Annotated in this window: 11 protein-coding genes; 6 read left to right on the top strand and 5 right to left on the bottom strand. The window is 73.7% G+C overall.

From position 1 onward, the window contains the following. Nucleotides 1-378: 378 nt before the first annotated feature. The 6 genes from D471_RS0119160 (at nt 379) to D471_RS38535 (ending at nt 7,705) form a co-directional block, all read left to right on the top strand. Nucleotides 379-2,049, top strand: a complete 1,671-nt coding sequence (locus D471_RS0119160; RefSeq protein WP_017600103.1) for an NAD(P)H-dependent oxidoreductase subunit E — start codon at nt 379-381, stop codon at nt 2,047-2,049. Next, complete coding sequence (fdhF, locus tag D471_RS0119155; protein ID WP_017600102.1) at nt 2,049-4,790, top strand: formate dehydrogenase subunit alpha; 2,742 nt, start codon at nt 2,049-2,051, stop codon at nt 4,788-4,790. Before D471_RS0119160 ends, fdhF begins: the two co-directional genes overlap by 1 nt. A gap of 78 nt (nt 4,791-4,868) precedes the next feature. After that, a complete protein-coding gene (locus D471_RS0119150) occupies nt 4,869-5,543 on the top strand; it encodes a helix-turn-helix domain-containing protein (protein WP_017600101.1) in 675 nt (224 codons plus the stop codon). A 4-nt stretch (nt 5,544-5,547) separates the two neighbouring features. Then, the gene (locus D471_RS0119145) at nt 5,548-6,219 is read left to right on the top strand and encodes a response regulator transcription factor (protein ID WP_017600100.1); all 672 of its coding nucleotides are present in this window, start codon (nt 5,548-5,550) and stop codon (nt 6,217-6,219) included. A 120-nt stretch (nt 6,220-6,339) separates the two neighbouring features. Then, the gene (locus D471_RS0119140; RefSeq protein ID WP_017600099.1) at nt 6,340-7,245 is read left to right on the top strand and encodes a universal stress protein; all 906 of its coding nucleotides are present in this window, start codon (nt 6,340-6,342) and stop codon (nt 7,243-7,245) included. 19 nt (nt 7,246-7,264) lie between these two features. After that, nucleotides 7,265-7,705, top strand: coding sequence for a DUF1918 domain-containing protein (locus tag D471_RS38535; RefSeq protein ID WP_017600098.1), 441 nt, complete (start codon nt 7,265-7,267; stop codon nt 7,703-7,705). A gap of 21 nt (nt 7,706-7,726) precedes the next feature. Here D471_RS38535 and D471_RS0119130 read toward each other — a convergent pair whose 3' ends face one another. From D471_RS0119130 to D471_RS0119110, 5 genes are all read right to left on the bottom strand, one after another. After that, nucleotides 7,727-8,146, bottom strand: coding sequence for an Hsp20/alpha crystallin family protein (locus tag D471_RS0119130; protein ID WP_017600097.1), 420 nt, complete (start codon nt 8,144-8,146; stop codon nt 7,727-7,729). A 128-nt stretch (nt 8,147-8,274) separates the two neighbouring features. Further along, on the bottom strand, nt 8,275-10,614 hold the full coding sequence (locus D471_RS0119125) for a heavy metal translocating P-type ATPase (protein ID WP_017600096.1): 2,340 nt from the start codon (nt 10,612-10,614) through the stop codon (nt 8,275-8,277). A gap of 72 nt (nt 10,615-10,686) precedes the next feature. After that, entirely contained in the window at nt 10,687-11,460 is a 774-nt protein-coding gene (locus D471_RS0119120) for an HAD family hydrolase (RefSeq protein ID WP_017600095.1), read from the bottom strand. 150 nt (nt 11,461-11,610) lie between these two features. Continuing rightward, nucleotides 11,611-13,332 (bottom strand): GAF domain-containing sensor histidine kinase, encoded by a 1,722-nt coding sequence (locus tag D471_RS0119115; RefSeq protein ID WP_040690344.1) that lies wholly within the window; start codon nt 13,330-13,332, stop codon nt 11,611-11,613. A gap of 96 nt (nt 13,333-13,428) precedes the next feature. Further along, nucleotides 13,429-14,628: glycosyl hydrolase family 65 protein (locus D471_RS0119110; protein ID WP_017600093.1), on the bottom strand; the 1,200-nt coding region annotated here is incomplete at its 5' end.

Genomic DNA, 14,628 nt, shown 5'->3' with positions numbered 1-14,628 from the left:
GCCCCCCGCCGCGCCACCGGCGGCCGTGGTCTCCAGCCGGGAGCGGAACGACGGCTGGGCCGCTCCGCAGTCCCAGCATCGACCGTCCGGAGCCACCGTCCCACGGCACCGGACACAGCTCTCGTTTCTCTCCATATGCCCCCACCCTTCCAGAAGCGCACGATCCCGTGCCGTCCCGCGCCCTCCAGGACCGTTCGAAAGATGACCGGACCGGAAATCCGGTTTCGTGCGGGTGGGCCGGCACCGGCCGATCACCACGGGAACGGTTTCGATCCTTGGCGCCGCCGGGGCGGGATGGTTCACTGACACCAGAGTGATCACCCGGAGTATCCACATGGACACGATTTGGCGTGTGGGCGTCAGGAGGGACGGGCCGACATGACGCGTGACGCGTTCGCCGAGTGGCCGGTGCGCTTCGGCCGACCGGGCGCCCTCGTCCTCGAGCGGTTGGCGCGGGCGAGGGCCGACCACGGTTCCGTCGGCCCCGAGGACCTCGACCGCATCGCCCGGGAGGCGGGCTGGCCGGTCGCCGCGGTGACCGGCACGGCCTCCTTCTACGCCGACTTCGCCGGTGGCAGACGCGGTCGGCGACACGTCCGCGTCTGCGAGGGGACCTCGTGCTTCGCCACCACACGGGGCCGTCACGCCGAACGGCTCGAGGCCGCGCTCGGTGTCCGCCGGGGCGAGTGCGCCGCGGACGGCTCGGTGTCCCTGCAGGGGGTGTACTGCCTCGGCTTCTGCTACGCCTCCCCCGCGGCCATGGACGGGACCACTCCGCGGGTCGGCCCGGTCCTGGGTGAACCGGCACCGGAGATCCCCTACCGGAACGCGGCCCGCCGCGCGGTGCTCGGCGCCGGGCTGACCGGTGAGGAGGAGGCGTGGCGGGTGTGGCCGCGGGTGCTGGCCGACGGGTCGCCGGAGAGGGTGCTCGCCGAGGTGGCCGGGGCCGGCCTCCGGGGGCGCGGTGGCGCCGCCTTCCCGGCGGCGGACAAGTGGTCGGCGGGCGCGCGCGGTCCGGCGCCCCGCTACGTGGTGGCCAACGGTGACGAGGGCGACCCCGGCTCGTTCGCCGACCGCCGCCTGCTGATGGAACGCGATCCGCACCGGGTCCTGGAGGGGCTCGCGCTCACCGCCCTCGCCGTCGACGCCCGGAAGGGTTTCGTCCTGGTGCGCTCGGAGTATCCGGCGGCGGTCGAGCGCATGCGGGCGGCCGTGGACGAGGCGCGCGAGGCCGGGCACCTGGGGGCCGACGCGCACGGCAGCGGGTTCGACTTCGACGTGCGGGTCGTCGAGGGCGCGGGCTCGTACGTGGCCGGTGAGGAGACGGCGCTCCTGCGCGCCCTCCAGGGGCTGCGGGGAGGTGTCCGTCCCAGGCCGCCCTACCCGACCGAACGGGGGGTGGCGGGGCGACCCACGGTGGTGAACAACGTGGAGACGCTGGCCGCGGTGCCGTGGATCGTCCGGCACGGCGGCGCGGCCTACGCGGAACTGGGCGCCCCCGGGGAGGGCGGCACCAAGCTGGTGTGCCTGAGCGAGCGGTTCCGCCGTCCCGGGGTGTACGAGGTCGAGTTCGGGGCGTCCCTCCGGTTCGTCGTCGAGGAGCTGGGCGAGGGGCTGAGGGACGGGCACACGCTTCGCGCGCTCCAGGTCGGCGGGCCGCTCGGCGGCTTCCTCGGCCCGCGGGAGCTCGACCTCCCCCTGCGGACCGAAGCCCTGGCGGGGGCGGGGGTCGCGTTGGGGCACGGCAGCCTGGTGGCCGTGGACACCGGGGTGCCGCCCGACGCGCTGCTCCGGCACACCTGGACGTTCGCCGCCTCGGAGAGCTGCGGGGCCTGCGTGCCGTGCCGGGTGGGGACGCGGCGGGGGCTGGAACTCGCCGAACGGATCGGCGGGGCGGCGGAGGACGTCGACGGGGTGCTGGCGGAGCAGGACCGGCTGGCGGAGGTGATGGCGGTGGGCAGCCTGTGCGCGTTCGGCCGCGACGTGCCCGGCGCGGTGCGCAGCCTGGTCCGCGTCTACCACGACGAATTGACGGGCGGGGGCGCCTGATGCGGGTACGGGTCGGCGATCACGTGGTGGAGGTGGCCGAGGGGGCCACCGTCCTGGAGGCGGTCCGTGCCGCCGGTTCCGAGGTCCCCGCTCTGTGCCACGACGACAGGCTCTCCGCACGGGGTTCCTGCCGGGTGTGCCTGGTCGGAGTGGAGGGTCGGGGGATCGTGGCCGCGTGCACGGCTCCCGCGGCCGAGGGGATGACCGTGCGCCCCGACGACCCGCGGGCGGCGGAGGCGGCCCGCGGCGCGCTCGAACTGATCGTCTCGGAGCTGCCGCGCAGGGCGTTGGAGGTGCCCGCGGACCGCAGTGAGCTGGTGCGCGCCTGCCGGGACCTGGGCGTGACCGGAACCGCGTTCACGGGCGCGACCCACCACCGGGGGACGGACCACTCGCACCCGTACGTGAAGCTGGACCGGGACCTGTGCATCGCGTGCGGGCGCTGCGTACGGATGTGCTCCGAGGTGCAGGGCACCTTCGCGTTGGAACTCACCGGCCGGGGTTTCGACACCGTCGTCACGGCCGGGGACGGCGGACCGTGGATCTCCTCGCCGTGCGTGGGCTGCGGCGGCTGCGTGGACACCTGTCCGACCGGGGCGCTGGCCGAACCGGGCTTCCTCGACCCGCGCCCCGTCCACCGGCCCACCGCCACCACCTGCGGATACTGCGGGGTGGGCTGCACGCTGGAGGTTCACGTGCGAAACGGGGCGGTGGCCGCCGTGACCCCGGGGCGGGACGGTCCGGTCAACCGGGGCCACGCCTGTGTGAAGGGACGCTTCGCCCACTCCTTCACCCGTGCCCGGGATCGGCTGACCGAGCCGCTGCTCCGCCGCGAGGGCCGGGGGTCCGCGCTGGAGCCGGTGTCGTGGGAGGAGGCGCTCGCCTTCATCGCCGAGCGCCTGGCCGCCATCCGCGAGCGCCACGGCGGCGAGGCGATCGGCGTCATCTCCTCGGCCCGCGCCACCAACGAGGAGAACTACCTGGCCCAGAAGTTCGCCCGCGCCGTCCTGGGCACCAACAGCGTCGACAACTGCTCCCGACTGTGCCACGCCCCCACCGCGGCCGGGTTGAACTCCGCGTTCGGCTGGGCTGGCGGCACCGCCCCGTTCGAGGAGATCGACGAGACCGACTGCGTCCTGGTGGTGGGAGCCAACCCGACCGAGGCGCACCCGGTCGTCGGGGCCCGGATCAAGCAAAGGGTGCTGGCCGGGGCCCGCCTGGTGGTGGTCGACCCGCGCCGCTCGGAACTGGCCGCGCTCGCCGACGTCCACCTGCGCTGCCGCGCGGGAACCAACGTGGCGGTCTTCAACGGCCTGGCACGGGCGCTCCTGGACGGGGGCCACGCCGACGAGGGGTTCCTGGCCGCCAGGGCGAGCGGTCTGGACGAGCTGCGCGCCCTGCTCGACGGCCTCACGGTCGACGCGTCGGCGCGGACCGCGGGTGTGGCGGAGGCGGACCTGGTCGAGGCCGCCCGCCTGTACGGGAGCGCCGAGCGGCCGGTCATCGTCTACGGGCTGGGCGTCACCGAGCACGCGCACGGCACCGACGGGGTGCGCACGCTGGCCAATCTGGCGATCCTCACCGGCAACGTCGGGGTTCCCGGCGGGGGGATCATTCCGCTGCGCGGCCAGAACAACGTCCAGGGCTCCTCCGACATGGGTGCGCTACCCGACCTGCTGCCGGGCTACCAGCCGGTGACCGACCCTCGGGTGCGGGAGCGGTTCGGCCGGGTGTGGGGACGCCCCGTACCCGAGCGCCCCGGACTGAGGATTCCGCAGATGTTCGACGCCGCCCTCGACGGCCGGTTGCGCGCGCTGTACGTCATCGGCGAGGACATCGCCCTGACCGACCCCGACAGTGACCGGGTGCGGGCGGCGACGGAGGCGTGCGAACTGGTGGTCTGCCACGACCTGTTCCCGTCCCGGACCGCGGAACTGGCCGACGTGGTCCTGCCGGCCGCGTCCTTCCTGGAGAAGGACGGGACGTTCGTCAACTTCGACCGCCGGTTCCAACGGGTCCGCCCGGCACTCGACCCTCCGGGGCGGGCCCGGAGCGACTTCGAGATCCTGCGCGCGCTGGCCCGGACCATGGGCACCGACCTGGGCTGCGCGACCCCGGCGCGGGCCATGGCCGAGTGCGCCCGGCTGGCCCCTCCGTTCGCCGGGATCTCGCACGAGCGCCTGGACCGCGACGGCCCGCTGCACTGGCCCTGCCGCGGCCCCGAGGATCCGGGTGAGGCCGTGCTGCACCTGGACGGGTTCGCCACCCCCGACGGCAGGGCCGCCCTGGCCGCGCGCCCCTACCTGCCGCCCGGTGAACGGCCCGACGACCGGTTCCCCCACGTGCTGATCACCGGCCGCCGACTGGACCACCACAACACCGGGTCGATGACACGCCGCACGCCCAACACCGAACTGACCGGGGCGGAGACCCTCGACGTCAACCCGGTCGACGCCGAGCGGCTGGGCGTCGCGCCCGGCGACGCGGTCGAGGTCGCCAGCGCACGGGGGGCTGTGGTGCTGCCCGTCCGGATCACCGACGACGTCGCCCCCGGTGAGGTGTTCGCCGCCTTCCACTTCCCCGACGCGCCCGTCAACCGCCTCACCTCGTCGCACACCGACGAGGTGACCGGCTGCCCCGAGTACAAGGTGACCGCGGTGGCGCTGCGCCGCGTCGTCCCCGGGACCTCCGGCCCCCAGCTCGGGACCAACGGCCCACGCCCCGCACCCGGAGAGCGGTAAGGATGCGGAGCGTAACGCGAGGTCCCCTCCGGACCGCGAGGACGGTGCGACATGAGGAGAGATAGGGATGACGATGCCGTGCGCACCGGAAGCGACCTCGGCCGCAGGGCCGCAGCGCGCCGGAAGGAGCTCGGTCTGACCAGGCAGGAGGTCGCGGAGCGGGCCGACATGGATCCCGGCTACGTGGCCTACCTGGAGGAGTACGCACCCAGGATGACGCGGCCCGCGCTGTACCGACTCGCCTCCGCGCTGGAGACCACACAGGACCACCTGCTGGGCGCCGACACCGACGTGCCGCCGGGCGCCACGACCACGGCGACCCTTCTTCCCGAGACGTTCACCCTGTCTCCGGGAAGGTGCATGGAACTCATCGGCCCCGGCGGGGTGGGGCGGATCGGCTTCGTGATCGGGGAGGAGGCTGCCCCGACCATCCTCCCGGTGAACTACCTCGTTCTGGACGGCACCGTCGTGTTCCGTGTCGCGTCCCACGGGGTGATCGCCCGTCACACACCCGGTGACGCGTCCTTCGAGGTCGACCGCGTCGACGGCGCGATGAGCGAGGGGTGGAGCGTCCTGCTCACCGGCAGGGCCGAACCGGTCACCGAGGAGGCGGAGGCCAACGCCCTCGCCGCCTGCGCCCCCGTCCGCCCGTGGGCGCAGGGCGCCCACGACCTCTTCGTCCGCCTCGTCCCGGACCGGATCAGCGGGCGCCGCGTCCGCGGCGGCTGGTGTCCGTCCGCGAGGGAGGTGTGAGCCGATGCCGGAGGGGAACCGGGCCGTCCGCGTCTTCCTGGTCGACGACCACGACGTCGTGCGGCGCGGCATCACGGCCCTGCTCGAGGACGAGGAGGGCATCGAGGTGGTCGGTGAGGCGGGCACGGCGTCCGAGGCCCTCGGGCGTGTCCCGGCCGCTCGGCCCGACGTCGCGGTCCTGGACGTGCGCCTGCCCGACGGCAGCGGCGTGGAGGTCTGCCGGGAGCTGCGGTCGCGCTTCCCCGAACTGGCGTGCCTGATGCTGACGTCCTACGACGACGAGGAGGCCCTCCACGAGGCCGTCCTGGCCGGCGCCTCGGGATACGTGCTCAAGCAGATCCACGGCTCGGACCTGGTCGGCGCCATCCGCACGGTCGCCTCCGGTGAGTCCATGCTGGACCCGCACAGCACGGCCCTGGTCATGCGGCGGATCCGTGAGGGGGCGGGGTCCGCGGACCCGTTGAGCGAACTCTCCGTCCAGGAACGCCGTGTCTTCGAACTGATCGGGGAGGGTCTGACCAACCGGCAGATCGGCGAGAGGGTCTTCCTGGCGGAGAAGACGGTGAAGAACTACGTCTCCAGTGTGCTGTCCAAGCTGGACATGCGGCGCCGGTCCCAGGCCGCGGCGTACGCCGCGCGACTCAAGGCCGAGGCCGCCCGCCGCGATCCCGGGTAGGGGCACAGGTCCTCCACTCCTGGTCACAAGGGCTGAACGGCCACGACGTCCGTCTCTGGAGGGCACTTCCGCCCGACCGTAGCGTAGCGGGTGAGGGTCCGCAGTCGAGGGGAGGCCGTGATGGCCCAGAGCGCGAACGCCCCCGTGGTGGTGGCGGTCAACGGAACACCGGCGAGTGAGCGGGCCGTGGACTGGGCCGCGGACGACGCACGGCTGCGGGGACGCGGACTGCGGATCGTCTACGCCTTCGACTGGCCGCTCTACCACGCGGTACCGCGCGGCCTGCCGGGGTTCGACGTGTATGAGTTCGCGCGCTGCGTCGTGGACGACGCGCGCCGGCGGGCCCTGCAGCGAGCACCGGACCTCGCCGTCGACGCCTCGCACGTCACCGGAGACCCCGAACCGGTCCTGCTGATGGAGAGCCAGAAGGCGCACAGCCTCGTCCTCGGTGCCCACCGGACGACGGCCATGGACGTCTTCCTGCCCGACTCCACCGCTCTGGACATGCTCATGTTCGCCTCGTGCCCCGTCGTCGTCGTGCCCGACCGGGAGCCCGGCCCCTCCACCGACCGCGTCATGGTCGGCGTCGACGGGTCGGCGACCGCGCTGACCGCGGCGTCGTGGGCGTTCGAGGCGGCCGACGTCCGTGGATCGGCGCTGCGCGTGGTGACGGTGGGCAAGGGGTCCTCGCGGATGCGTTTCGGCGCGCCGGAGATGCCGGCGCGGGTCAGCGCGGACCAGACCGGTGAAGCCGCCGCGGCGGAGGAGGCGCGGCGGATGCTGTCGGAGTCGATCGCGGGCGAGCGCGCGCGGTGGCCACGGGTGCGGGTCGAGGAGGTCGTGGAGTCAGGCCACCCGGTCGAGGCCCTGTGCGCCGCGGCCGAGGACTGCGACCTGATGGTCGTGGGTTCCCATGGTCGGGGCGGGTTCGCCGGGATGCTGCTGGGATCGGTGAGCCGGAACGTGATCTCGCACAGCCCGTGCCCGGTCACGGTGGTGCGCGCGTCCCGTACGGCGTCCGGGTGACGGGGAGGCGACGGGAGACATGGTCAAGGACACCGGGGAGCGAACAGGCGTCGAGGCCCTGACGGAGCGAGTCCTCCGGTTGGAGCGGCGGATGGCGGAGCTCGAAGCCGCCGCCGCGTCCGGTGGCGCCACACGCGCGAGGACGGTGGAGGCCCGGCCCGAACGGGTGCGGGAGAGGAAGCGGCACGAGGTCTCGGTGGGAGACAGGATCATCGTCGACCAGGGCGCGGGCCGCCGCGTCGGCGTCATCACGCAGCTGCGGCACGCTGACGGAAGCCCTCCCTACGTGGTGCGGTGGCTCGACACCGAACGGGAGAGCCTGTTCTTCCCCGGGGTGTCGACCAGGGTGGAAGCCGCCTCCCGTGTTCCCTCCGCCAGGAGGGCGCCTCCCCGTGAACGGCTCTCGGCCGGTCACGAGGAGGGCGCGGACGGCGAGGCCGGTGCCAGGGGCGAAGGTTAGCGGTCGCCGGCACCGGGCGACCTACTCCTCGGACTTGCGCGAGATCGGTACCTTGCGGCTGATCTTCTCCTGCTTGGCCAATCCGATGCTCACCTCCAGGATGCCCTTGTCGTAGGAGGCGACGACGTCCTCCTCCGAGGCGTCCGAGGGCAGTGTGAGCGTGCGGCTGAAGGACCCGTAGCGAAACTCCGAGTGCTGCGGGGACGTCTCGCTCTCGCTGCGCTCACCCTGGATGCTCAGGACCCCGTGCTCGACGGTCACCGTCAGGTCCTCGTCGGGGTCCATCCCGGGCGTCTCCACCCGGACCACGTACCGGTCGTCTTCCATCGTGGTCTCGACGCGCAGGGTCGCGGACCCGTGCGTCGAGAAGAACGGCGCATCGAACAGATCGGCCAGGTCGGGGAAGCGGGGCAGCCCCGAGCGGCGGGCGATGGCGTTCATGACCTACCTCCTCGGTTCACCGGTCCACGGAACGCCCGCGGGGGGCGTGCCCCGGACCTGGTCACCACTCAACCCGGTGGGCGGCGGCCGTGTCAGGCGTCCAAGGGTGCGCTTCGTCGGGTCTTTCGTCACCCCGCCCCGGGGACCTCCTCCGAAGCGGCGAGCACGTGGAAGTGCTCTTCCTCCTGGGCGAAGTGCAGGCGCAGGACCGCGTACAGCTCGACGGCCAGCCTGGCCGCGTGCCGACGGGCCTCCTCTCCCCCGAGGCCCTCCGTCTCCTCCACCCCGTCCAGGGTCGCGCGCAGACGCCGGACCAGCTCCGCGATCTCCGTGTGCTCCCTGCTCATCGTCGCGGTCGTGTCCGACTGCCCAAGGGCGCGGGCGACCCGCGGGTAGAGCAGGCGCTCGTCGCGATCCTCGTGGGCGACCAGGTCGTCGAGGAAGGACCTCAGGGCGGGGACCGCCGCGTCCGCGTCCCGGCCGCCGACGACGAGCGCGTCGGCGGCCCGTAGGAGCGCCTCGACGCCCGGCCACAGCCGTGTGTGCTCCTCCTGGAGGCCGCGGACCAGTTCGGCGTCGTCGCCGCGCAGCTCGGGGGTCCGGCCCCCGCGTCCGCCGCCCAGGGCCCGCAGGGCGTTGAGGATCACCGCGACGTCGATCACCTCCTGGGCCAGGGCGCCCAGGGCCGGAGGCAGGTACCCGGCCGCGGCGACGACCATCGCGGCCACGGACAGCAGCATGCCCGCCAGCACGCTCTGCCTGGCGATCGCCCGACTGCGGCGGGCGATCGCCAGGCTCTCGGCCACCCTGGAGAGACGGTCCACGGTGACCACGACGTCGGCGGCCTCCGAGGAGGCCGTGGATCCCCGGGCGCCGAGGGCCACACCCACCCCCGCAGCGGCCAGGGCGGGGGCGTCGTTGACACCGTCGCCGACCATGACCGTGGGTGCGCCCGCGCTCTCCGCGCGCACGACCTCCGTCTTGTCGGCCGGGGACTGCTCCGCGTACACGGCGTCCGCTCCCACGTGCTCCGCGATCCGCTCGGCCACGTCCTGACGGTCGCCCGTGACCATCACCGCCCGCTCGATGCCCGCCAGACGCAACAGCCGCAGGGTGCGCGGCGCGTCCGAGCGCAGCCGGTCGCGCAGCAGGAGGACTCCGCGCAGGCGGTCGTCGACGCCCACGAAGACGGTGACCTCGCCGTCGCGCGCCGCCTCGGCGCGCACGCGTTCCACCCAGTCGGGCAGGGGGCCTCCCGCACCGGCCCAGGCGGCCTTGCCCACGCGCACCCGGCCGCCGTCGACGACACCGCCGACGCCCTGCCCCAGCACCTCCGCCGTGTCCTCGGGCTGGCTCAGGGTCAGGCCGCGTTCGCGCGCCGCACGCACGATCGCGGCCGCCAGCACGTGAGGGGACGCCTGGTCGAGTGAGGCGGCCAGGCGCAGGACGTCGTCGGCGGACGTCCCCTCCTCGGTGACCGTGCCGCCCAGCACCGGGCGTCCCTCGGTGACGGTGCCGGTCTTGTCGAAGAGCAGTACCCGGGCGCGGGCCAGGCGTTCCAGGGCCGCGCCGCCGCGCACGATGATCCCACGGCGGGCACTGCGCGACATGCCCGAGGTGAAGGCGATGGGGGCGGCGAGGATGAGGGGGCACGGTGTGGCCACGACCAGGACCGCCACGGCTCTGACCGGGTCGCCCGACAGCCACCACGCCGCCCCGGTGAGGAGCAGGGTGACCGGCAGGAACACGGCCGCGTAGCGGTCGGCCATGCGCACGAACGGCGCGGTGCGCGCCTCGGCCTCGCGGGCCAGACGGACGATCGCGGCGAACGTGCTCTGCTCGGCCCCGGTCGTGGCGCGCATGCGGAACGGTCCGCCGGCGTTGACGGTCCCACCGCGTACGTCCTGGTCCACCACCCGCTCCACGGGCAGCGGTTCCCCGGTCACGACCGACTCGTCCACGACGGCGGAGCCCTCCGTGACGCGCCCGTCCACGGGCAGTGTCTCGCCGGTGCGGACCAACAGGAGGTCCCCGGGGCGCACCCGCTCCGCGGGGAGGGTGGTCACCTCGTCACCGTCGACCCGGTGCGCGACGCGGGGAGCCCGGGCGAGCAACGCGCTCAGGTCGGAGCGGGCGCGGCGCCCGGCCTGGTCCTCCAGCATCCGGCCGCCGGTCAACATGACGGAGACGATCGCGCCCGCGAGCAGTTCGCCGACCAGGGCCGCCCCGGCCAGCGCCAAGAGGGCGATCACGTCACTCCCCAGACTTCGGCGGCGCAGCGCCTGGGCGACCCAGACCGCGGACGCGACGGCGCCGACGGCCGTGGACACCAGCCACGCCGTGTCGGAGGGGCCGGTGAGTCCGAACGGACGCAGGACGAGGCCGAAGACCAGTCCGGTCAGGCAGACGGCCAGCAACGCGGCGGAGGCGGTCGGGAACGGGCCCGACCCGCGTTCCTCGGTACCCATACCAGCCACTGTGGACCCTTCCGGGGGGCCGGGGCAGGGAAGGAGGTCGCACGCGGATGATCCGATGGTCGCTCAGCGCGCCCGTGCTCCGGGAAGGAGCATCGCCAGGTCGGACACCACGACGTGTGCGCCCCGATCCAGCATCTCCTCGCGGGCACCGGTGCGGTCCACTCCGACCACCAGACCGAACCCCCCGCGCCGCGCGTCCTCCACCCCGGTCGGGGTGTCCTCGGCCGCCGCGGCCCGACGGGGTTCGGTCCCCATCCTGCGGACCGCCTCCAGGAGCAGTGCCGGACCGGGATCGCCGGACAGGCCCAGGCGGATCGCGTCGGCACCGTCCACGCGGACGTCGAAGAGGTCCGCGACCCCGGCGGCCCGCAGCACCCCGGCGCGGTCGCGGCCCGAGGCGACCGCCGCCACGGGGACACCGGCCGACCGCAGCCCGCCGACGAACTCCACGGTGCCGGAGAAGGCCGTGACCCCGTACCGGTCCACGAAGTCCAGGAAGCGGCGGTCCTCGCGGTCGACCAGCCAGCCCACCGTCACCGTCTCAGTGCGGTCCGGAGGAACCGGTTCCTCGGGCAGGTGGACGCCCCGCGAGGCGAGGAAGGCCCGTACGCCGTCCGCACGCGACCGGCCGCCCAGGTAGCGCAGGTAGTCCTCCCGCATGTCGAACGGTCGGAAGCCGCCGCCCCCGGCACGGGACAGGTCGCGCAGGAAGGAGTCGAACACCCGCTTCCACGCCGCCGCGTGCACGAAGCCGGTGTCGGCGACGACACCGTCGGTGTCCAGGACCGCCCCACGCACACGGTCGAGCGGCACACCCGCGCTCCTCCCGGTCTCCATGGGCTCCGGCTCCCCACCGCGGCACCCACCGCAGGTTCGGACCAGTGTGTGCACCTCATTGCACCCGCGACAGGGGGCCCGGACCAGTGCCGTTGGTCCACGCGGCCCGAACGAAGGTCCGCTTCGCGTCGGACCCACGTCCGGCCCCCCTCATCCGGCGTCCTCGGGTAGGGGCACCGTCCACCGGAGGACCGTCCCGCCGTCCGGGGCGGGTCCGGCTTCGAAGGTGCCGTGGAGGCGCGCCGCCCGCTCGGCCAGGTTGCGCAGACCGCTGCGGCGGCCTCCCTCGGGAAGGCCGACGCCGTCGTCGGTGACCTCGACCGTCAGATCGCCGTCCACGGCCACCCGGACGTCCACCCGCCGGGCCCGGGCGTGCCGGGCGGCGTTGGTCAAGGCCTCCTGGAGCACGGCGACCACCTCATCCGCGATCTGCTCGGGTACCCGGCTGTCGAGGGGTCCGTCCATCCTCAACCCGGCCGAGAACCCCAGCGGGGCGGTGGCGGCGCTCACCACTCCCACGATCCGGTCACGCGGCCAGGGGTGCTCCTGTTCCTCGTCCTCCGCCGTCAGCGCGAAGATCACCGACCTGATCCTGCGGATGGTGTCGTCGAGATCGTCCACGGCCCCGTGGAGGCGCCGGGCGGTCGCGGGGTCGTCGACGCGTCTGACCGTCCCCGTCAGGGACAGCGCGACGGCGAACAGCCGTTGGATGACGGTGTCGTGCAGGTCGCGGGCGATACGGTCCCGGTCCTCCAGCACGCTGAGGCGCTCGGCGTCGGCACGTGTCTCGGCGAGCTCCAGGGCGAGGGCCGCGTGTCCCACGAACGCGCGCAGCGTCTCCACCGTCGAGGGGTGGAACTGCTCCGCGCCCACCTCCCTGGCCAGGCACAGGACGCCGCGCACCCGGTCCCCGTGACCCAGGGGTACCAGCAGGACCGGGCCGACCCCCAGGTCGCGCAGCAGTACCGCGGCGCGCGCACCCGGACGGGAGATGTCGGTGATCACGGGCTCGCCGGAGACGTGGACGCTCCCGGTCAGCGACCCCTCCACCGCCGTGCCGCGACCCCGGATCCGTTCGGCGCCCTCCCCGCTCGCGATCCGCACCGTGAGCCGCCGCCCGGAGGCGTCGGGCCCCGCGATGGCGGCCAGGTCGGCGTTGGCCATGCGGCAGGCCCGCCGGGTGATCATCCGGAGCACGTCGTCGACGTCCACACCGCTCAGCAGTCGCGTGGTGACCTCGTCGGAGGCGTCCAGCCACATCTCGCGCCGGCGTGTGTGCTCGTAGCGGCGGGCGTTCTCGATCGCCACACCCGCGGCCGCGGCCAGCGCCACCACGATGGACTCGTCGTCCTCGTCGAAGCGTCCGCCGTCCCGTTTCCCCGTGAGGTACAGGTGGCCGAACACCTCGCCGCGCACTTGGACGGGTACGCCGAGGAAGCCCCGCGCGGGCGGGCGCCCCTCGCGAAACCCGTGCGGCCCGGGGTGCTGGGGGACGTCGTCCAGTCGTACGGGTCCCGGCTCCTCGTCCGGCGGCCGGAGAACGCCGCGGCCCCCCGGCCAGTGCTCGATCCGGGCGGCGTCGGGGCCGACCGGGATGAACTGCTCCAGACTCCCGTCTCGTCCGACCACGCCCATGGCGCCGCAGCGGGCTCCGGCCAGGGCCATGGCGGCTTCGACGATCCGCCGCAGGGTGCCCTGGAGGTCCAGGCCCGCCCCGATCGTGACGACGGCGTCCAGGAGGGCGCGCAGGCGTTCGCGGCTGACCACGGCCTCGTCGACCCGCGACCGCAGTTCCACGAGCAGTTGGTCGATCCCCGCCTCCTGGTACGGCGCGCGGGGCCGACCGCTCCGTGACCGGGCCGTCTCACCCATGACCACCCCCGCGGTCGACGCAGTGCCCAGCTCCCGTTCCCCCTCCTCCGATCCTAGGCTCGCGGGCCCCGGAGGACGAGGGCCGTCCCGGAGTGCTCAGAGTGGGAAGCACACGGTCGCCCCCGGCCTCAGTTCGGCGGTCTCGTCACGGCAGGCGACCTCGATCGACCGGTGCATTCCCGCCCCGGCCACCACCTCCACGCAGTGTCCGCAGACGTGCAGCCTCAGCGGGTGCTCGCGGTAGGTGATCGACAGGGTGAGCGTCCCCAGTTCCTCGGGCCAGTACGGGTTGAGCTCCAACCGGCCCTCCCGCGTCTCCAGCCCGGAGAAGCACCGCTGGAGCAGGTCCACGCTTCCGGCCATCGCCGCCAGGTGGATGCCCTCCGGGGTCGTCCCGCCCTGGATGTCGGTGACGTCGGACCGGAGCGCCCGGCAGAAGAACTCCATGGCCCGTTCGCGGTGGGCCCGCGCCAGGACCCAGGCGTGCACGACAGCGCTCAGTGTCGAACCGTGGGACGTCCTGGCCAGGTAGTAGGCGATGTTCCTGGGAATGGCGTCGCCGTCGAGCCCGTAGCCCAGGCGTCCCAGGAGCGGGCCGAGTTCGTCGGCGGACAACAGGTAGAACAGCATCAGCACGTCGGCCTGTTTGGAGGCCTTGTACCGGTTGACGCTGTCGCCCTCGGCCTCGAGGATCCGGTCGAGGCGCTGGATGTCGCCGTACCTGCGCCGGTAGCCCTCCCAGTCCAGCTCCTCCAGGTCCTCGTAGCCCTCGAACTGGCTGATCACGCCGTCGTGGAAGGGCACGAACATGCCTTCGCCGATCTCGTTCCAGCGGGTCAGCTCCCCGGGTTCGAGCCCAAGGTCCGCGGTGAGCTCGCGGCGCGTGCGATCCGGGATCAGGAAGAGCGCGTCGACGGCGCGGAGGAGCACCCACACCGCCATCACGTTCGTGTAGGCGTTGTTGTCGATCCCGTCCTCCTCGGCGCCCGGATACCCGGTGTGGAACTCGTCCGGGCCTACCACCCCGCGGATGGCGTACCGGCCGCGACGTGGGTCGTAGGAGGTGAGGGAGGCCCAGAACCGGGCGATCTCGACCAGCATCCGCGTCCCGTGGTGGGCGAGGAACTCCCGGTCCCCGGTCGCCTGGTAGTACTGCCACACGTTGTAGGCGACGGCGATCCCCACGTGGCGCTGCCGCCAGGTGGGGTCGGGCCGCCAGTGACCGGACAGCGGGTTGAGGTGCAGCCACTGGGTCTCCTCACGGCCGTCGCTGCCCGACTGCCACGGATACATGGC

The organism is Nocardiopsis lucentensis DSM 44048 (genome assembly GCF_000341125.1).
In the GTDB taxonomy this organism is placed as follows: domain Bacteria; phylum Actinomycetota; class Actinomycetes; order Streptosporangiales; family Streptosporangiaceae; genus Nocardiopsis; species Nocardiopsis lucentensis.
Note: the sequence above shows the minus strand (reverse complement) of the source record. Positions and strands in the feature narration are given on the sequence as shown.